The organism is Sphingomonas phyllosphaerae, from assembly GCF_029623345.1.
GTDB classification, from domain to species: Bacteria; Pseudomonadota; Alphaproteobacteria; order Sphingomonadales; family Sphingomonadaceae; genus Sphingomonas; species Sphingomonas phyllosphaerae_C.
Map to the genome: position 1 here is coordinate 1 of NZ_JAPYKH010000029.1, position 17,063 is coordinate 17,063.

21 protein-coding genes are annotated in these 17,063 nt (G+C 75.8%); all 21 read right to left on the bottom strand.

What is annotated here, in order from left to right:
- Positions 1 to 597, bottom strand: a 597-nt coding sequence (locus QBJ89_RS18495; protein WP_277981945.1) for an outer membrane protein, incomplete at its 3' end; no start/stop codon positions are given.
- Positions 598 to 717: 120 nt separating this feature from the next.
- Positions 718 to 1,218, bottom strand: coding sequence for a DUF2793 domain-containing protein (locus QBJ89_RS18500; RefSeq protein ID WP_277981946.1), 501 nt, complete (start codon positions 1,216 to 1,218; stop codon positions 718 to 720).
- A 166-nt stretch (positions 1,219 to 1,384) separates the two neighbouring features.
- Positions 1,385 to 2,134, bottom strand: a complete 750-nt coding sequence (locus QBJ89_RS18505; protein ID WP_277981947.1) for a phage tail baseplate protein — start codon at positions 2,132 to 2,134, stop codon at positions 1,385 to 1,387.
- Positions 2,131 to 3,477 carry a phage tail protein gene (locus QBJ89_RS18510; RefSeq protein WP_277981948.1) on the bottom strand — a complete coding sequence of 449 codons (1,347 nt, stop codon included), beginning with the start codon at positions 3,475 to 3,477 and terminating at the stop codon, positions 2,131 to 2,133. The genes QBJ89_RS18505 and QBJ89_RS18510 overlap by 4 nt, the downstream gene beginning before the upstream one ends.
- Positions 3,478 to 3,820: 343 nt before the next feature.
- The gene (locus QBJ89_RS18515; protein ID WP_277981949.1) at positions 3,821 to 4,162 is read right to left on the bottom strand and encodes a peptidoglycan endopeptidase; all 342 of its coding nucleotides are present in this window, start codon (positions 4,160 to 4,162) and stop codon (positions 3,821 to 3,823) included.
- Between the two features lie 163 nt (positions 4,163 to 4,325).
- On the bottom strand, positions 4,326 to 5,129 hold the full coding sequence (locus QBJ89_RS18520; RefSeq protein ID WP_277981950.1) for a DUF2163 domain-containing protein: 804 nt from the start codon (positions 5,127 to 5,129) through the stop codon (positions 4,326 to 4,328).
- A complete protein-coding gene (locus QBJ89_RS18525) occupies positions 5,126 to 7,405 on the bottom strand; it encodes a DUF2460 domain-containing protein (RefSeq protein ID WP_277981951.1) in 2,280 nt (759 codons plus the stop codon). The genes QBJ89_RS18520 and QBJ89_RS18525 overlap by 4 nt, the downstream gene beginning before the upstream one ends.
- Positions 7,405 to 7,953 carry a tail tape measure protein gene (locus tag QBJ89_RS18530; RefSeq protein WP_277981952.1) on the bottom strand — a complete coding sequence of 183 codons (549 nt, stop codon included), beginning with the start codon at positions 7,951 to 7,953 and terminating at the stop codon, positions 7,405 to 7,407. Before QBJ89_RS18530 ends, QBJ89_RS18525 begins: the two co-directional genes overlap by 1 nt.
- Positions 7,946 to 8,152: a phage tail assembly chaperone gene (locus QBJ89_RS18535; RefSeq protein ID WP_277981953.1), complete on the bottom strand. Its 207-nt coding sequence runs from the start codon at positions 8,150 to 8,152 to the stop codon at positions 7,946 to 7,948. The genes QBJ89_RS18530 and QBJ89_RS18535 overlap by 8 nt, the downstream gene beginning before the upstream one ends.
- The gene (locus QBJ89_RS18540) at positions 8,149 to 8,478 is read right to left on the bottom strand and encodes a gene transfer agent family protein (RefSeq protein ID WP_277981954.1); all 330 of its coding nucleotides are present in this window, start codon (positions 8,476 to 8,478) and stop codon (positions 8,149 to 8,151) included. The genes QBJ89_RS18535 and QBJ89_RS18540 overlap by 4 nt, the downstream gene beginning before the upstream one ends.
- Positions 8,475 to 8,876, bottom strand: a complete 402-nt coding sequence (locus QBJ89_RS18545; RefSeq protein ID WP_277981955.1) for a phage major tail protein, TP901-1 family — start codon at positions 8,874 to 8,876, stop codon at positions 8,475 to 8,477. Before QBJ89_RS18545 ends, QBJ89_RS18540 begins: the two co-directional genes overlap by 4 nt.
- Before the next feature lie 94 nt (positions 8,877 to 8,970).
- The gene (gp17, locus tag QBJ89_RS18550; protein WP_277981956.1) at positions 8,971 to 9,378 is read right to left on the bottom strand and encodes a tail completion protein gp17; all 408 of its coding nucleotides are present in this window, start codon (positions 9,376 to 9,378) and stop codon (positions 8,971 to 8,973) included.
- The gene (locus QBJ89_RS18555) at positions 9,366 to 9,554 is read right to left on the bottom strand and encodes a hypothetical protein (RefSeq protein WP_277981957.1); all 189 of its coding nucleotides are present in this window, start codon (positions 9,552 to 9,554) and stop codon (positions 9,366 to 9,368) included. The genes gp17 and QBJ89_RS18555 overlap by 13 nt, the downstream gene beginning before the upstream one ends.
- Positions 9,551 to 10,066, bottom strand: coding sequence for a hypothetical protein (locus tag QBJ89_RS18560; protein ID WP_277981958.1), 516 nt, complete (start codon positions 10,064 to 10,066; stop codon positions 9,551 to 9,553). The genes QBJ89_RS18555 and QBJ89_RS18560 overlap by 4 nt, the downstream gene beginning before the upstream one ends.
- A 144-nt stretch (positions 10,067 to 10,210) precedes the next feature.
- Entirely contained in the window at positions 10,211 to 11,215 is a 1,005-nt protein-coding gene (locus tag QBJ89_RS18565; protein ID WP_277981959.1) for a phage major capsid protein, read from the bottom strand.
- Positions 11,216 to 11,550: 335 nt separating this feature from the next.
- Positions 11,551 to 11,967, bottom strand: coding sequence for an HK97 family phage prohead protease (locus QBJ89_RS18570; protein WP_277981960.1), 417 nt, complete (start codon positions 11,965 to 11,967; stop codon positions 11,551 to 11,553).
- A complete protein-coding gene (locus tag QBJ89_RS18575) occupies positions 11,964 to 12,296 on the bottom strand; it encodes a DUF6127 family protein (protein ID WP_277981961.1) in 333 nt (110 codons plus the stop codon). Before QBJ89_RS18575 ends, QBJ89_RS18570 begins: the two co-directional genes overlap by 4 nt.
- Entirely contained in the window at positions 12,293 to 13,381 is a 1,089-nt protein-coding gene (locus QBJ89_RS18580; RefSeq protein ID WP_277981962.1) for a phage portal protein, read from the bottom strand. The genes QBJ89_RS18575 and QBJ89_RS18580 overlap by 4 nt, the downstream gene beginning before the upstream one ends.
- A gap of 523 nt (positions 13,382 to 13,904) precedes the next feature.
- On the bottom strand, positions 13,905 to 14,315 hold the full coding sequence (locus QBJ89_RS18585) for a low affinity iron permease family protein (protein WP_277981963.1): 411 nt from the start codon (positions 14,313 to 14,315) through the stop codon (positions 13,905 to 13,907).
- 68 nt (positions 14,316 to 14,383) lie between these two features.
- A complete protein-coding gene (locus QBJ89_RS18590; RefSeq protein ID WP_277981964.1) occupies positions 14,384 to 15,691 on the bottom strand; it encodes a DNA-packaging protein in 1,308 nt (435 codons plus the stop codon).
- Complete coding sequence (locus QBJ89_RS18595) at positions 15,688 to 17,028, bottom strand: hypothetical protein (protein WP_277981965.1); 1,341 nt, start codon at positions 17,026 to 17,028, stop codon at positions 15,688 to 15,690. Before QBJ89_RS18595 ends, QBJ89_RS18590 begins: the two co-directional genes overlap by 4 nt.
- Between the last annotated feature and the right edge of the window lie 35 nt (positions 17,029 to 17,063).

The following is a 17,063-nucleotide window of genomic DNA, read 5'->3' on the forward strand; positions in this document are numbered from 1 at the left end:
GTTGTCCGCGTTGAAGAAGCGGTACTTCAGCGAAACGTCGAGGTGGTCGCTGAGCGGCGCGCGGATGCCCGCGAGCGCCTGCCAGGCGAACACGGTGTCCGAGTCGTCGAGCAGCGTGTAGGAGCTGGTCGGGTTCAGGCGCGCCTGGACCCGCGCCACGCCGGCGCCGCCGCCGACGAAGCCCTGCAGGCCGTCGTCCTCACCGAAGTCGAGCAGACCGTTGACCATGAAGCTCAGCGCCGAGGTACGGCCGCCGACATTGTCATAGGTGCCCGCCGGCAGCTGCGCGGTGCCGCTGATCGGCACGCCAGCGGTGGTCCGGAAGCTGTCGACCGACGCGCGACGGTAGCCGACCTCAGTCTCGAGACGGAACGCACCGAAGTCGTAACCGATGATCCCGTCGACGTCCCAGCCGTACTTAGAATCGGTCGTACCGGTACCGGTGAGCGAAGTGGTCGAGCCGGCGATATCCCAATCGATATCCTCGACGATCATCGCGCCGCCTTCCACGCCTACGTACCACGCCTTGTCGCGCGCGAGCGCGGGCGTGGCGAGGGCGGTGGAGGCAAGCGCCATGATCATGGCAAGCTTACGCATCATAATCCCCTTTCCATGGTGTCACTACGGACAGCGCAAACTCACTATCGGCTAGTTGGTTTCCGAACAAGCTGACAAATCCTCGGTGCTGTTGCGCGATTACAACACCCTCGCATGTGCTCACGACGCGATAAGTCCGTGTGCGCGCAGTGCTGCCAGGATGTCGGCGAGACAGGCGCGCGCCACTTGGTCGCCATCCCCTTGCCCCGGATCGGCGATTGCGGCGGTGCGCGCGCCGACCACCTGCTGCCCGCCGACCAGCACGCGCGCGGCGCGCACGACGCCGCTTTCCCACCCCGCGGCGGTGTAGGCGAGGACGCATTGGCGCGCGCGGTCCCAGGCGCGCAGCCCCTCGCGCGGCGTGACGAACTGCCAGCCCGCACCGCTCCACCCGGCGAGCGCGCCCGCCTGCCCTGCCCAGGCACCGCGCGGCGCATCGCCGACGATCCAGCATTGCCCTGGCAGCGGCAGCTCGGGCGGCGCGTCGACCCCGCGCGCCTCCACCGCGCAGCACAGCGCGAGGTCGATCAGCGCGAGCGCCTCATTGTGCGTCTCCTCCTTGTGCGCCTGGCCGCTCACCAGCAGCGGCAGCGCCAGCCGCGCGGTCGTGTCGTCGCTCATCAATGCTCTCCTGCTTGCGTGGGGACGGGCGCAGCGATGATGCCGCGCGAGAAGGGGGCGAGATGGCGCCCGTCCGCCGACGCAGCCGCATCGTCGTCGCGCGCTGCACTACGACGCGCCGCGCACCCTCGTCGCGCCTCCGCACGATGATCAGACCGAGCCGCGCTCACAGCGCCAGCTCCGCCGCGCGTGAGAGCGCCAGTGTGCCCTGTTGCCGAACCGCCACGCGGCGCACGCCGTGCCCCGCCGGCAGCAGCAGCGTCGGCGCCGCCACCGTGACGTGGCGCGCGTCGTCGAGCGTCACGACATACAGCTCGCGTTCCTCACCGAGTGGCACCGGCGCCTCGTCCCAGCGCCAGCCGTGGCGGCTGCGGCGCATCCATGTCAGCAGCGTGCCGCCGTCCGCCCCAGCGCGCGCGCGCAGGTGCACCGGGGACGGCGGCGCCAGCGCGCGACCGTCGAGCACGCGCTCGGCGCTCACCGGCGCGGCGTCGCCCACCCCCGCGGCGAGCACGCGCAGCGTGTCCCCCGCGCGCGCCCCCGGCGGCGCCACCGTGACACCGGTCGCGCGCTCCACCAGCACGAAGCGCGCGCCCGCGGACCAGGCCGCCGCCGCGCTGCCGCGACGCGCGCGCAGCAGCGTCGAGAGGCGCCAGCGCCGCGGCGCGAGCTGGTGCGCGTCGGCGAACTGCAGCAGCTCCTCGCCGACCAGCGCGAGATTGGCACCGCGGTCGAGCGCGTGCGGCGCGCAGGATTCGAGCACCATGTCGTCGTGCGCGAGCAGCAGCTCGATGGTACCGGCGCGATCCACCAGCGTCCCCGGCGCGCGCGCGAGCGGCGCTACCAGCGCGCCGATCACCGCCGCCGGCGCGGTGTCGCCCGCCGGGGCCCAGCTCGCCCCGGCGTCGTCGCTCACCAGCAGCGCGGCACGGCGCCAGCCCGGCGCCGTGCCGCGGCGAACACCGTCACGCCCTCGACCAAGGGCGCGATGTCGTCGAGCGGCGGCAGCTCGGCAAGCTGGAGCAGGGTCGCGCCGATCGCGACGTCGGGGGCGCACCGCGCCGTCCCCGCGTCGGCGGGCGCGGTGGCCGTCGGCGCGTCGTCGATCGCGGCGAGCTCGAGCGTCACCGCGTGCTGCTCGTAGCGCGCGCGCGTCACCCGCCACGCCGCCGCCTCGTCGTCGATCCGCACCGCGACGCCGGGCCGTACCGCCAGCGCGCGTGCGTCGAGCGTCACCGTGCGCGACACGCGCGCGCGTTCGGCGCGACGCAGCGTGGCGCGTGCCAGCGCGGCGGCGCGCGCGGCGGTCACCGTCGCCGGCAGCTCCACGGTCTCCTCGCGCCAGCCCGCGCCGCCGCGGCGCGCGTGCTGCGCGCCGATCTGATAGTCGCGCGCGGCGTCGTAATGCGCCACCGTCACCGCCCGCGGCGCGGTCTCGATCGGGCGGCGCAGCGTCTCGCGCGCGATCGCGTCGTCGAGGGCGAGCATCGTGTCACAGCGGTCGGCGAGCGCGACCCCGCCGGGCACCGCCACGAACCAGCCGCCGGTGAGGCTCGCCAGCGGCGCCAGCGCGCCCGCGACGCTGTCGCCGCTCGCCGCATAGCCGTCGACGGTGGCGTCGGAGCCGGCACCGACGATCGCGCCCGCGCCGATCGCGCGCGCGATGTCGCCGACGCGCACCGGCGCGGCATCGGCGACGACCTCGAACGACAGCATCGGCACGCGCCCGCCGAAGTCGCCGAGCTGCAACTGCTCGAACACGGCGTAGGCGATGCCGCGGAACGCGGGCGCATCGGGCTCGTGCGTGGCGATCAGCGGGTCGGGCAGCTGGTCCTCGGTGCCATGGTGGAGGCGGAAGCCGGTAGCGCTCTTCCAGTCGCCCGCGGCGCCGCGCAGCAGCTGGCCGTCGGCCCAGATGCGCCGAACGTCGACGATCGCGCGCGCCGACAGCGCCACCGCGAAGGACGCGGTGTAGCCGGCGCCCCCGCCGCGTCCGCTCTTCCCGTGCGCGGCGCGCGCGGCGGGGGCGGGTTCGGTCGACCACAGCAGGGTACCGCTCACCCGCGTCACGCCGAACAGCAGCGGCAGCGGCGTGGCATAGGCCGCGCTGGTGACGCGCGGCTCGGCCAGCCGCGGCCCGGCGCGATGGCGCGGCGCGAACAGCATGCGGTCGAGCTGGTGCCCGAGCAGCCCGCCGATCGCACCGCCGATCGGCCCGCCGACGGCGCGGCCGAGCGTGGAGAGGACGAGCGTGGCCATGCGGGCAGGTCTCCGTGGTGGTGGGGTCGGCGTGCGAGGGCGGGGACGCCTTCGTGCCCCGGCGCAGGCCGGGGCCCAGGTGGGAAGGCCGGCGTGAGATCCGCGGACGTTTCTCATCTGGGCCCCGGCCTCCGCCGGGGTGGCGGTATAGAGATAGGCGCGGTGCGATCCCGCCCGCACGAGCCGATTGCGGACGACACATTGCGCTCCCCAAGCTCCGCCCCGGCGGGGGCCGGGATGGAAGAAGGAGCGACCCGGCGCGCCTCGGCCTACCAGCATCCTCCCCAAACTGGCTCCCAGCCCTCGCCGGGGAACGATGTCGCGCGCGACCGGCCACGCCCCCTCACCCGCACCAGCGCCACGCCGCCACCAGCGGCAACGGCGCCTCGCCCGGGCGTTCCACCACGCCGCCGGCGGCGGCGTCGGCGTGGAGGATGCCGCGCTCGCCGCGCACCGCGAGGTGGAGCTGCGCCGGCGAGACGCGCAGCAGCAGGACGTCGCCCGGCCGCGCGCCATCGCACGCGACCAGCCCCGGCGGCAGCGCCAGCGGCGGCAGCGTGCCGCGGCGCAGACGATAGTCGCGCGGCAGCGTCACCTCGGCCCCGGCCTGCGCGAGCGCCACCGCGACGACGCCGACGCAGTCGAGCCCGAGTGCCGGATCGCGTCCCTGCGCGCGGAAGCGCACGCCGATCAGCGAGCGGGCGGCGGCGAGGACGCGAGATCCTCCCCGGTACGGAGAGGGCGGGCTTCCGCGAGCGCCGCACTTGGGGAGAGCCCACTCCACCACCGCGCTGCCGCGCGGCGGTCCCCCTCCCCGTAGCGGGGAGGATCTAGCGCGCGACACCCCCTCACGCCCCGGGATAGCGCGTCAGGAGGTCGTTCCCCGGCACGTACGGCTCGCCGCGGAAGTTGACCGAATTGCCGAACCGCGCCGCGCAGGTGGCGAGCCTTTTATCGCAGCCCTCGACGAGCTCCACCAAGGTCCCGGCCGCCACCGCGTGCGGCGGCGCCTCCTCCAGCGTCACGCTCGCGCTCGCCGAAGCGGCTATGGCGCTGACCAGACCGGCGTTGCCGCCGCCGAACCAGCGCAGCACGCCGCCGGCATAGGCGTTCGCCACCGGCGGCGCCGCGTCGAGCGTCAGTACCGCGCCCTCCGCCGCGACCACGCGCGCGAAGCGCCGCCGCGCCGCCATCATCACGCGGCAGCGGCGGTCGCCGAGCTCGGCGCGGCAGGTCGGCGCGGTCAGCTCCACCGCGGGGCGGTCGAGCCGCGCCTGCGCGCCGCTCAGCTCGGCGGTGAAGTCGCGGTCGCGCGCGGTCACCGCGCCGATCCGCCCCTCGCCGAGCGGCAGCGGCGCGGCACCCGGATCGCTCCAGTCTACCGCCAGGCAGACCACGCGCGCGCCGTCCCAGCGCCCGTCGGCGAGATCGCGCGCGGTGATCGCCGCGGCGGTGAAGGCGCCCTCCGCCGCCATCGTGTCGGCGTCGAGGCCGCTGCCGAGCGCCACCGCCGAGGGCGTCATCCCCGGCGCGGCGCGATACACCAGCCCGTCGATCACGAGGTCACGGTCGTGCGCGGTCAGCGCCAGGGTGACGCCGTCGCGCCGCTCGAGCCGCCAGCACAGCGCCAGCCCCAGCACCCGGTCGCTCATGCCTCGCGCACCTCCACCAGCGGCACGCTGTGCGCGCTGCCCGCCAGGAAGGTCGCGCGCGCGACGCTCAGCCGGTCCTCGGCGAAGCGCACCGGCACGTCGAAGTCGAACGACGCGGTCACCGCCGCGCCCGCCGCGGGTACGTCGTCGAGCACGATTACGCCCAGCGGCTCGAGCGTGAACGCCGCGGTCGCCGCCCCCGCCACCGCGACGCGCAGCGTCCCTGCCACCGGCCGCGTGATCCGCCGCGTCGCGTCGCCGTAGCGCGTCACCAGCGCGAACCGCCGCGTCGCGCCGTCGCCGTGCCCGAGCAGCACCTCGCGCGCCTGCCAGTCGAACGGGTCGCGCAGCCGGAAGCCGCGTGCCGGCCCCTGCCGCGCGCGGTAGAAAGCGAGCAGCAGCGCGATATCGGCCTCGCTGCGCACGCCGGGGCCGACGTCGTAGCGCGTGCGCGCCTCGGCCCAGGCGACGGTGCGGGTCTCATGCCCGCCAGCGCTGGTCGTCACCGCGGTGGAGAAGCCCGGCGCGACCTCGGCCTCGCGCCCCAGCGCGAGCGGGAACAGCACGTCGTCGAAGGCATCCATCTCATCCTCCCCCTGCCAATAGACCAGCCCGTCGCGCAGCACCTGCGGCAGCGCCCAGAGGTAGCGCGCCGCCACGCCGCGCCGCCGCGCCGCTCCTGCCGCGGCGAGGATCGGCGCCCACTCACCCCGATCGCCGGCGCGCAGCACGAAGCCGGAGAAATATTCCTGCCGCTCCGGCGGATAGCCGAGCGTCGCGCCGACCAGCGCCGCGCCGCGCTCGCTCGCGCCGGTCGCGCCCGCGGTGACCCAGTCGTAATCCTCGAGCTGGAGACCATCGAAGGCGGGCGACGCCCAGCCGTCCGGCAGGTTGAGCCGCCGCGCGCCCGGCATCGCGGGGTCGAGCAATGTCGGCAGGTAGATCAGCAGGTAGCTCACGCACCCCGGCCAGTCGCCGCGCACCGCCGCCACCAGCGCCGACGTGGAGCGCGCCAGCGCCGTCGCCGCTTGATCCAGCGTCGCCAGCTGCGCATCGTCGAGCGCGCCGCGCAGCGAGGGAATGGCGACCGGCTGGAGCGCGGCGCGCGCGCTGGCGTCGTACAGGCAGGGCCGCGCGTCGGCGGTGATCCACCACCACGGCTCGCCGACCTGGAAACGCGGCGCGAGCCCCGCGCCCGCGCCGATCGCGACGAAGGCGCGCGCCACCGCGTGGAGATAGTCCATCGCGCCCGCGTGCGTCGGCGACAGCAGCGTCGAGGGCGGGTCCCAGCCGGTCAGCGCGGGGGTGCCGTCCGCGGCGCGCTGCTGCCAATCGTCCCAGCAGTGCCGCTCGAGCAGCTCGTAGGAAAGCGACCAGATCAGCTCATAGCCGAGCTGCGCCGCGCGCTGCGCCAGATCGGCGTGCCAGGCGGCGCAGGGCGCGTTGAGCGTGCCGCCGCGGCGGCTCACCAGCCAGCGCGTGCCCTCCCCAGCGCGGGCCGCCTCGAGCCGGAAATAGTGACTCATCCCGACATAATGGTCGATCGCGCCGCGATAGCCGAGCTGGAGCGCGTTGCGCAGCAGCCGCGCCGGGGTGAGATGGTAATGGTCGTCATAGCCGCTCGCCACGCGCAGGTCGTGCGCGGGCACCATGACGTCGCCGATCGCCAGCACCGCGCCCGCACCGTCGACGATGATGTCGCTGACCTCGACCCAGCCCTCCGCCGGCGCGTCGAGCGGCGCGGCGCTGCGGTCGTAGCCGGGCGCGACCAGCGAGACGAACAGCCGGTCGATGTCGCCCGCCCAGACCGGGTCGCGGTCGGCGGGCAGCGCGAAGCCGGCGTCGAGCGCGGCGAAGTCGAGCGTCACCTCGGCGTCCTCGGGCGAGCCTTTCGCATAGTTCCACAGCCGCACGTACCAGGCGCGCGCCTGCCCGGCGGCGTCGCGCCCCTCGATCGTCAGCGTCGGGCCGTCGACCTGGTCGAGCGCGCGCACTCCCGACGAGCGCCAGCGGAAGCGCAGCCGGCAGGCGCGATAGTCGCGGTCGGTGTCATAACCGAGCAGCGGATGGTCGTGGCGATCGACGCTCTCCCAGATGATCCCGGCGAGATCGTCGCGGCGGTAGAACACCGCGTCGACGCGCAGCACGTCGGGCGCTGGGTTGGTCGCCGCCGCCATCATCGGGCGCGGGAAGTTGACCGTCCAGTAGCGCGGGTCGAAGCGCGTCAGCCAGTCGGTCGCCTGCTCGGCGCGCGCGCTGGCGAGCCAATAAGGCATCACTCCGCCTCCTCGAGCGCGGCGCGCACCGCGCGCGCCACCTGCCGCACCGATCGCTCCAGCGCGCGCGGCGCCTCGCCCGCGTGCGCGTTGACCGTGATGGCGAGCCGCAGGTCGCCGCGGCGCGACGGCGCCGCGGTCTCGCGCCGCATGTCGCTCCCACCGGCGCTGCGCTGGATCGGGAAGGACGGCGTCGGCGCGCCCCGCTCGCGGCCGCCGCCGCCATGACCCAGCCCGAACACCCCGCCGAGCAATCCGGTGAGCAGCGCGGTCGCGCCGCCGCCGCCGGTGACGCTGGCGACGCCGTCGCGCAGCGCCGCGCGTGCCACCGCGTCCATCGCCCCCATCGCGACGCCGCGCAGCTCGTCCAGCCCGAGCTTGCCCTTGCGCACCGCCTCGAGCAGCGCATGCTCGAGCCCGCGCCCGGCGCGCGCAGCGCCGAGCGCGAATGGGCCTTCGACCTGGCCGCGCATCGCATCGAGGTCCCGCGCGAAACCGGCGGTGTCGGCGCGCACGCCGATCACCAGCCGCTCGATCTCCTCATCCATCGGGAAACATCTCCTGCAGCCGCGCGCGCAACGCCGCGTCGGGGGGCGGTGGTTGCTCGGGCGCGAGCGCTTCGCCCGGCGCGGCGAGCTCGGCGGGGGTGGCGCGCCAGAACTCGTCGGGGCGCCAGCCGAGCGCGAGCGCGGCCAGACCGGCGAGCCGCGTCGCCGCCGCCGCGAAGGTGGCGTCCGTACCGCTCATCGCCCCGCGAGCACCTGGCGCAGCAGCGCGTGGAGCGCGGGGGTGGCGGCGGCGAGCCCACCCGCGACCAGCGCCTCGCCGAGCGCCTTGCGGGAGAGCGCCGCGGGCCAGTCGTGGCGGCAGTGCCAGAACAGCGCCACCAGCTCGGCCAGCGCGAGCTGCCCCGCCGCGGCGCGCTCGACCAGCGCGAACAGCGGCCCCAGCTCCTGTTCGGCGGCGACCAAAGCGGCGAAGCTGGGGCGCAGCACCAATGTCTCGCCCGCGACGCGGATCGCCGCTTCGCCCCTCGCGGGGTTGGGGGGCGCGGGGTTTGCGGACGCGCTCAAGCCGCCGCCACCGCGCCCGAGCTCTCCAGCGCCAGCGTATAGCTGCGCTCGCCGTTGTAATCGCCGGCATAGTCGAGCTTGGTGACGAGGAAGCGCCCGGCCATTGCCTCGCCGCTCTCGAAGGTGAGCTTGTAATCGTCGAGCGTTCCCGCCAGCGCGCTGGCGCGCACCCGCGCCTCGGCCGCGGAGCCGGTGAAGATCCCCGCCGCGGCGACGCTGACCGAGCGCACGCCCGCGCCGGAGAGCAGTTCGCGCCAGCCGCCCGAGTCCTTGTTGGTGATCGCCACCGCCTCGCCGTTGACGCTGAGCTGCGTCGTGCGCAGCCCCGCGACGGTGCGATAGCCGCCCGCGCCGTCCGTCACCTTGAGCAGGAACGCGCTGCCTCTCTCCGCTGCCATGTCGGTTCTCCTGGTTGATGTGGGTAAAAGGGGTGGAAGCATGACGTCGGACGGTACGATCCTTCCCGGCACGAGGAGGATCTCGGTTAAGGCCTCACCCCGTCCGCAGCATCCGCACGCGGACGTCGACGAGCGCGGTCCAGCGCGCCGGCGCCTCCGCCACCAGCGCGAGCCGCACCGGGGCGACGCTCACCACCTGCCACGCGCCCGCGAGCGGCGGCAGCGCCAGCAGCGCCGCCTCCGCCGCCGCCGCGAGCCGCTCGGCGCGCGCGCCGCTCTCGCCCTCGTCGCGGATCGTCACGCCCAGCCGCAGCTCGCGCCCGTCGTGCGTCTTGCTGCCCCAGTCGGTTGCGGCGAGCTCGCGCAGCAGCGCATAGGGCACCGCCGCGCGCGGCGCGGTGCCGTCGAATACGCGCGTCACGGCGATGTCGCGCAGCGCCGCCAGCGCCGCCGCGCGCAGCGCTTCGGACGCGCTCTCCACCGCGGCGCTCACGCGCGCCACCAGCCGAGCCGCGGGTCGGCGAGCCAGCGCCGCACCAGCCCGCGCCCGCTCACCGCGACGCCCTCCTCGACGAGCTCGACCCGCGCGCCGGGCAGCAGCGCGCGCAGCCGCGCCGCGACGCGCGTGCGGGCCGCGGCGACGTGACGTGCCGCGACCCGCTCCACCGCGCCGCTCATGCGCGCGCCTCGGCGACCAGCCGCAGCGTGCGGTGCGGACGCCACAGCGCGGTGACCGCCGCAGGCAACGGCGTCGCGCCGCCGCGGTCGGCGAAGAGATAGGCCGCGAGCAGCACCACGCCGTGGCGCAGTGCGGGCGGCAGCCCGGCCCAGTCGCCCGCGACGCCCGCGGTGAAGCGGATCTCGACGGGCGCGGCGGTGCGGACCCAGCCGGTGCCCTGCTCGTCGAGGTCGACCATCGCGGCGGCGGGCGCCTCGACGTGGCGCACCGGGCGCGCGGGCAACGGCTGCCACGCGGCGCGCGCGGGCAGCGCGGCGACCAGTTGGCGCGCGATCAGCACCTGGCCGAGGAACAGCTCGGCGGCGCCGAGCGCGGTCTCGACCAGCGCGAGCGCGAGCGCATCGTCGTCGGTGGCGGCGGCGCGCAGCTCGGCGCGCAGCGCGGCGAGCGCGGCGGCGCGATCGGCCTCGCCCAGCGCCACCGCACCGGGCGCGCCGCTGAGGATCGGCATGACGGATCTCCTGATATGATGGGAGGCGAGGCGGACGCGGTTCTCAGATCCTCCCCGCTCGCGGAGAGGATCTGAGCCTGCCGAACTCGACCGTGCGGCCCCTCAAGGCGCCCCCTCCCCGCCGAGCGGGGAGGATTTAGCCTCTCACTTCTCCACGAACTTCAGCAGCTTGATCGCATCGCTGTCGCTCACGCAGCCGGCCACGCGGCGGGTCGCGTAGAAGGTGACGAAGGGCTTGTTGCTGTACGGGTCGCGCAGCACCGCGGTGTCGCCGCGGTCGGCGATCAGATAGCCCAGCCGGAAGTTGCCGAACGCGATCGAGGCGCTGCCCGCCGCCACGTCGGGCATGTCCTCCGCCTCCACCACAGGATAGCCCAGCAAGGTCGCGGGCTGCGCCGCCGCCAGCCCGGGCTGCCACAGGAACTGGCCGTCGCGCGTCTTCACCTTGCGCACCTGCGCGGCGGTGGCGGCGTTCATCACGAAGCACGCTCCCTGGCGGTAGGGCGCGCGCAGCGCCTGGACGAGGTCGATCAGCCGGTCCGCCGGATCGCCCGCGAACGCGCCCGCCGCCCCGCTGGCGAGATATTGCAGCGTGCCGAACGCGCGCGCGCCGTCCGCCTCGGCGCTGGCAGGCGAGGTCAGGAAGCCGCGCGGCCGCCCCACGCCGGTACCATTCACGAAGGCGGCGCCCTCCGCCTTGGCGAACTCGGTCGCGATCTCGCCGGCGAGCCACGCCTCGCTGTCGAACAGCGCGTCGTCGAGCATCGCCTGGCTCGCGCTGGGGTTGGCGTAGAGCTCGCCGCCGGGCGGGACGAGCTCGTGGAAGGTCGGCGTCGCGGTGACCGGACGCGGGTCGGTCTCGCCGGCCCAGCCAGCGGGCGTGCCGCCGCTGGTGACCAGCTTGCGATAGCCCGCGCTGCCGACCTGGACCACGTTGGCGATGGCGCGGATCGGGCTGAGGCTGACGAGCTGCGCGTCGATCGTGCCGTCGAGCTGGGTCGGGATCGCCACCCCGCCCTGCTCGCCGGTGGTGCCGGTGAAGGCCTTGGTCTCCAGCGTGGCGCCGGTGCGGATGTAGCGCGCGAAGGCGGCGTCGCCCTCCGGCCGCGCGCCCTCCAGCAGCGGGCGCGCGTCGACGGTGTCGGTCATGGTCGGTCTCCTTCTGGGGTGAAGCTGTGGTGGGAGGCAGCGCGCGCTGCGCTCGCCGGGCGTGCAGAGCAGAGGTTCACGCGAAGGCGGAGGCGCAGAGAGAAATCGAGCGCGGCAGCGCTCCCTTGTGTCACCGACGTGCAGGGCTGCGACGGTCGCCTGCGCGCGGCCATCACCAGCCTGACAAAGGGCGGCTCATCTGCTTTGGACAAGCGACGTGCTCCTGCGAAGGCAGGAGCCGAGGGCGGCGTGCGCCGGAGCACGACTCGGCTTGGCTTGATCCGGCGCGGAGCGCCGTGTCTCCGCCGCGACCTCTTCGCGTCGTCGCGTGAGCCTCATCCCGGCGCTGCCCCGTCCGCATCGCGACGGGGCACATCCTCCCACCAGTCGACCAACGCGCCGGGCTGCATCGGCACCGCGACCAGGCTGATCTCGACCAGCTCGGCCGCCACGATCGCGCGGTGCGCGCGCTGGCGCACGAGCCGCGCGCGATACGCGACCGAGAAGCCCGGCAGCGCGCCGCTCTTCACCGCGCGCGCCACCGCCGCGTCGTCGACCCGCGCCGCGACCAGCAGCCCGCGCGCGTCCGGCTCGACCCGCAGCAGCGCGCCCACCGGCGCGCCGCGATGCTGGCACAGCAGCGGCACCGGGCGCGGCACGGCGCCGAACACGCCCGCGCGCAGCACGTCGCCGGCGCGGTCGACGCGGTCCCACACAGCGGCATAGCCGCCGCAGCGCAGGCCGCCGCTCACTTGCCGTCCCCGCCGAGATCGATGCCGAGCCGCATCGCCAGCCCGAGCAGCAGCAGCGCGCCGAGCGTCCGCGTCACCCAGCCGAGCAGCGCGCGCCACGCCGAGCGCTTCGCCGCGCGCCATGTCTGGAGCAGCTCGCGCAGCGCCGCCATGTCGCTCGCCGCACCCGCGTCGGCGAGCCCGAGCCGGGTGAGCGCGCGCGTCGCGCCCAGCTCGCCCGCCTGCTCCGCCACCGCGCGCAAGCCGGCCGGGTCGGCGCCCTCCGCCGCCAGTTGCGCGAGCAGCTGCGCCAGCACCGCGGCGGCGCCCGCGTCCTGCGGCGCGCTCATTGCCAGTCCACCATCGCGCGCTTCTCCTCGGGCGAGAGGAAGTCCGCCGCCGCCGCCATCCGCCACAGCCGCTCGCGGTCCTCGGCCAGCGCGGGCACGCGGTCGAGGTCGACGCGCAGCGCCGCGTCGCCGCACCAGCGCGTCAGGCCGGCGGCGAGCCCGGTGAGGATCGCGTCGGCGAGCGGCAGCACCGTCAGCCGCCACAAGGCGCGGTTGGCCTCGGCGTAATTGGCGTGGGTGGAGTCGCCGGGCAGGCCGAGCAGCATCGGCGGCACGCCGAAGGCGAGCGCGATCTCGCGCGCCGCCGCCGCCTTGGTGCCCGCGAAGTCCATGTCGGCGGGGGTGAGGCTGAGCGGCTGCCACGTCAGCCCGCCTTCCAGCAGCAGCGGTCGCCCGGCGTTGCTCGCGCCCGCAAAGCCCGCGTCCATCTCGTCGCGCAGCCGGCGGAACTGGTCGGGCGAGAGCGCCGCGCCGTCGCGCGCGTCATACACCAACGCCCCCGAGGGCCGCGCGGCATTGTCGAGCAGCGCCTTGCTCCACGCCGCCGCGGCATTGTGGATCGCTACCGCGGGCGCGGCGGCGCCGAGGCAGCCCAGGCCATAATGGTCGTCGAGCGGGTGGAAGCGGCGCAGGTGGATCACCGCCTCGGGCGCGAGCCGGGTGGCGCGCGTGCCGACGCGGTAGAGGAAGGCGGCGGGCCAGCCGTCAGCGCCGAGCTCGACGCTCACCCGCTCGGGCCGCAGCGGGTAGAGCGTGGCGGGCGCGCCCTGGTCGTCGCGCAATGGCTGGACGAAGGCATTGCCGTGGAGCAGCAGCTGCGCCGCGACGGTCTCGAGCAGCCCGGGCGCGGCGACCAGCGCGCGGAGGGCGTCGTCGTCGCAGGCGAGCGGCGCGCTGGCGACGCTCTCGGCGACGAGCCGCACCGCGCGCTGCGCGATGGCGTTGCCGCAATAGCCCGCGCGCACCTGCGCCTCATAGCCCTGCGGCCAGACGGCGGGCGGCGGCGGCGCGGCGATGCCCGACGCGCGCGCGAGCGGCGGCCGCGCCGCCGCGGAGGCGGGCGCGGTCTTGCGGAACCAGGCCATGGGAGGATCTCCTCGGAATGATGGTGTCGGCCGACGACGGGTCGGCGGCGGTGACCGCAGCGGGCGGGTGGCACGGGGCGGCAGGCGTGAGGTATGCGACGGGCGGCCTGCAACCTGCGGCATGCCGCGCGAGATGTCCGGCGTTTGGCGAGCGGCGCCCGGCGCGCGGCGGCGATGTCGGCCGACGGGATCGGCTAGGATCCGCGTCCCTCCCCTGACCGGGATGGTGCAGCCATTTGCCCTTGCCCCACTCAACCGTCATCCGCGCGGAGGCGGGGATCCAGATGCGTGGACCGTCGAGGGAGCCGCCACGTCAGCGTATATGGATCCCTGCCTTCGCAGGGATGACGAAGGAAGGAGCGGTCATGGCGGTGTCACGCAAGCTACGGGCGGCGCGGCGCAGGTCCTGGCCTCGCCAAGATGACCGCAGGCGAGAACGGCAATCTTCGCGTGACCCTGCCCGCAGGTCAGCGGGTCGTTTCCCTACCTACCTACCGGCCGCGCCGACGCCGACGCCCGCCCCCTAGCGCCGCTCCAGCAGCGTCTCGACGCTGTCGTCGACGGTGCCGAGCTTGCCCGGCTCGTGCCCCGCCTCTTTCTCCAGCGCGGCGCGGATCGCCTCGATCTGCCGGTCGGTCATATGCTCGATGCCGATGAACTCGCCGCGCGCCTGGTCGAGCGCGCGGATGATCTCGTCGAGCTTGGCCTGTACCGCCGCGGCGTCGCGGTTCTGCGAGTTCTGGATCACGAACACCATCAGGAAGGTCACCAGCGAGGTGCCGGTGTTGATGATCAGCTGCCACGTGTCCGACCAGCCGAAGATCGGCCCGGTCACCGCCCAGGCGAGGATCGTCACCAGCGCCAGCGCGAAGGTCACCGGCTGACCCGAGGCGGAGGCGATCCGGGTCGCGAGCGCGGCGAAGACACGTTCCATCGTCCACGCATCCTGACACCGCGCCGCACGCGCGGCTTTAGCCTGGATCAAGCCGGCGCCGCGCTTCCTCACAGCACCCGCACGCGCACCGCGCCGCCGTCGCCGAGCAGCAGCGCGGTGAGCGCCCAGACGCAGGCGTCGGCGCGGTCGGGCGAGCGCCCCGGCCCCTCGTAGCCGCCGCCCGCGACCAGCCCGGCCAGTTCGTCCTCCAGTGCCGGGAAGGCGCGCGCGTGCCATACCCGCCCGGTCTCGTAGAGCGCCGCCACCGGCTCGGCGCGCGCCGCCTTGCCGCGCGTGGCGTGCACCAGCCGCAGCGGCAAAGCGGCGTCGGCGGCGCGCAGCACCTGCGCCACCATCTCGCCGCCCTGGTTCGCCTCGGCCACCACGCGCTCGGCGGCGTGGCGCGCGGCGCAGGCGGCGACTGCGCGCGCCCAGCGCTCGGGGCTCGCACCCGTCACGCTCGCGTCCTCGAGCACATAGCCGTGCCCGTCGCGCCCCAGCCCGGCGGCGACGATGCCGCAGGCGTCGCCGCCGCTGCCCGCGGGCGGATCGACCCCGACCACCACGCGCACCAACGCGGGCATCGTCGCGGCGCGCTGGCGCTCGAGCAGCGCGCGCGGCCACAGCGCGCCGGCGACGTCCTCGATCAGTTCGCCGTCGAGCTCCTGCCGCCCGAGCCGCGTCGCGCCATAGTGCGCCACGGCCGCGGCGACGAAGGCGCGGGGCAGGTGCGGGTTGTCGCGCGTGCGCCCGCGCGTCACCGCGGTGTCGGGCGCGGCGGCGAGGCGGCGCAGCAAAGCGGTGGCGCGCGGCGTCGTCGTCACCAGCGCGCGCGGCGATTCGCCGAGCCGCAGCCCCAGCATCAGATTGTCCCACGCTGCCGCGCCGCGCCACTTGCCGAGCTCGTCGGCCCAGGCGAGATGGTGCTCGGGGCCGCGCAGCCCCTCGGGCGCGGCGGCGGAATAGACCTGCGCCACCGCGCCGCCGTCGAAGCGCAGCTCGCCGAGGGTTGGCCGCCACAGCGCACCGCCGGCGTGCCGCGCCACCGCGAGCAGCCCGCTCGGTCCTTCCACCATCACGCGGCGCGCGTCCGCATCGGTGGCGCCGACCAGCGCGATCCGCGCGTCGGGCCGCTGGCGCGCCATCGCGGCGACCCACTCGGCGCCGGCGCGGGTCTTGCCGAAGCCGCGCCCGGCCTGGATCAGCCACACGCGCCAGTCGCCGGCCGGCGCGAGCTGCCCCGGATGCGCCCAGCTCGCCCAGTCGGCGACGAGCGCGCGGCGCGTCGCCTCGTCGAGCCGGTCGAACACGGGCGCGGCGTCGGCGGGATCGAACCGGCGCAGCGCGCGCAGCGAGCGGGTGAGCGGCGCGGTCATGCCCACACCCGCGGGCGCGAAGCCGGCGTGACGCCGGGCGGCGGCGCGCCGCCCGCGCGATCCGGCGGCGCGTCGATCGGGCAGAAGCGGCGACAGGAATCGATGAGGGGGGCGAACGGGGACGACCGGACATCGGAGGCCGCGTGACACGCCGCGGTGAACGCGCCCGCGCCCGCGGCGCTCGGCAGCGCGGCGGCGGCGCACGCGGCGTCGGGCGCATCGACGACGGAGCCGATCGCGGTGGCGGATGTGAGCACGGCGGCGCGCGAGCCGGCGTGCGACCGACCGTCGTGGCAGTCTCCGCACCCTTCGCCGGACGGAGGACGTTCCCGCGCGGCCGGGTCGACCGGCGCGTCGGGGGCGACACTCGTGGCGGCGCTGGAGCCGGCGCCCGTGTCCGCCGCGTCGGCGCCGGCGCCCGCCTCCGCGCCGGCGCGGGAGGAGACCGACTCGTCCACCTCGCCCCGGTCCACCTCGCCCCGGTCCACCTCTCCTCGATCCGCCTCGCCCCAGTCCGCCGCGACGTCGCGTTCGAGCGCGTCGACTGCGGCCGCCGCGGCGGGCGACACCGGGGTACGGCGCACGCCCGGCGTGGCGCCGGCGTAGAGCTGCAGCCGGCGCGCCAGCTCGGCGCCGACGGGACCGAGCGCGCCCCGCTGGCCGCGTGGCGTGCGCGGCGGCGCGACCGGCGCGCTGGCGGCGGCGGCGCGGTGGCGGTCGAGCAACGCCAGCGCGGCGGCGAGATCGAGCGGCGTCTCGCGCTCGAGCACGTGGCGCAGCGCCTCCGCCTCGAGCCGCTCGTACCCGATCGCGAGCGCATCGCGCCAGGCGGCGGCGAAGCGCGCGCTGCGCCGCCGCAGCGCATAGGCCGAGACGAGCGCGATGCCGACCGCCGCCGCCGCGCGCGCCGGACAGCCGAGCATGGCGAGTTGGTCGAGGAAGCACGCGCGGGTGGCGGCGTCGAGCGGGGTCACGCGCGCCGCGCCGCCCGGAGCGGTCGGGGCGGAGGCGGCGGTCGGTTGCACCGCGCTGCCGTCGCGGGCGCGATCGGCGGAGCGCGTGGTCGACACGTCGGCGGGATCCGCCGCCGTAGCGCGCGCCGTCACACGATCCGCGCTGCGGGTAGCGGGCGAAGTGGCAACACCCTCCGCCCGGTCGCGCGCCGTCACGCCTTCCGCGCCGCCGATGGCAGGCGCCGTGGTCGCGCGCTCCGTCGTGTCATACGCCGTCGCGCGCGCCGCGCCGCCACTGGCAGGTACCGTAGTGGCGCTCCCCGTCGCGCGGGCGGCGGGTGCCCGCGCGCGCGTCCCCGCTCCGTCCGAGCGCTCGCCCCGCATCGCCGATCTCCCGCTGAAACGCGACCGGGCCGGCG

Bases quoted from the DNA above. Each gene is read 5' to 3' on its own strand.
- QBJ89_RS18520 (WP_277981950.1), bottom strand. From the start codon at position 5,129: ATGAGCGACCGGGTGCTGGGGCTGGCGCTGTGCTGGCGGCTCGAGCGG.
- QBJ89_RS18595 (WP_277981965.1), bottom strand. From the start codon at position 17,028: ATGCGGGGCGAGCGCTCGGACGGAGCGGGGACGCGCGCGCGGGCACCC.
- QBJ89_RS18545 (WP_277981955.1), bottom strand. From the start codon at position 8,876: ATGGCAGCGGAGAGAGGCAGCGCGTTCCTGCTCAAGGTGACGGACGGC.
- QBJ89_RS18530 (WP_277981952.1), bottom strand. From the start codon at position 7,953: ATGGATGAGGAGATCGAGCGGCTGGTGATCGGCGTGCGCGCCGACACC.
- QBJ89_RS18575 (WP_277981961.1), bottom strand. From the start codon at position 12,296: ATGAGCGCGCCGCAGGACGCGGGCGCCGCCGCGGTGCTGGCGCAGCTG.
- QBJ89_RS18525 (WP_277981951.1), bottom strand. From the start codon at position 7,405: ATGCCTTATTGGCTCGCCAGCGCGCGCGCCGAGCAGGCGACCGACTGG.
- QBJ89_RS18500 (WP_277981946.1), bottom strand. From the start codon at position 1,218: ATGAGCGACGACACGACCGCGCGGCTGGCGCTGCCGCTGCTGGTGAGC.
- QBJ89_RS18535 (WP_277981953.1), bottom strand. From the start codon at position 8,152: ATGAGCGGTACGGACGCCACCTTCGCGGCGGCGGCGACGCGGCTCGCC.
- QBJ89_RS18510 (WP_277981948.1), bottom strand. From the start codon at position 3,477: ATGGCCACGCTCGTCCTCTCCACGCTCGGCCGCGCCGTCGGCGGGCCG.
- QBJ89_RS18560 (WP_277981958.1), bottom strand. From the start codon at position 10,066: ATGCCGATCCTCAGCGGCGCGCCCGGTGCGGTGGCGCTGGGCGAGGCC.
- QBJ89_RS18580 (WP_277981962.1), bottom strand. From the start codon at position 13,381: ATGGCCTGGTTCCGCAAGACCGCGCCCGCCTCCGCGGCGGCGCGGCCG.
- QBJ89_RS18585 (WP_277981963.1), bottom strand. From the start codon at position 14,315: ATGGAACGTGTCTTCGCCGCGCTCGCGACCCGGATCGCCTCCGCCTCG.
- QBJ89_RS18590 (WP_277981964.1), bottom strand. From the start codon at position 15,691: ATGACCGCGCCGCTCACCCGCTCGCTGCGCGCGCTGCGCCGGTTCGAT.
- QBJ89_RS18565 (WP_277981959.1), bottom strand. From the start codon at position 11,215: ATGACCGACACCGTCGACGCGCGCCCGCTGCTGGAGGGCGCGCGGCCG.
- QBJ89_RS18555 (WP_277981957.1), bottom strand. From the start codon at position 9,554: ATGAGCGGCGCGGTGGAGCGGGTCGCGGCACGTCACGTCGCCGCGGCC.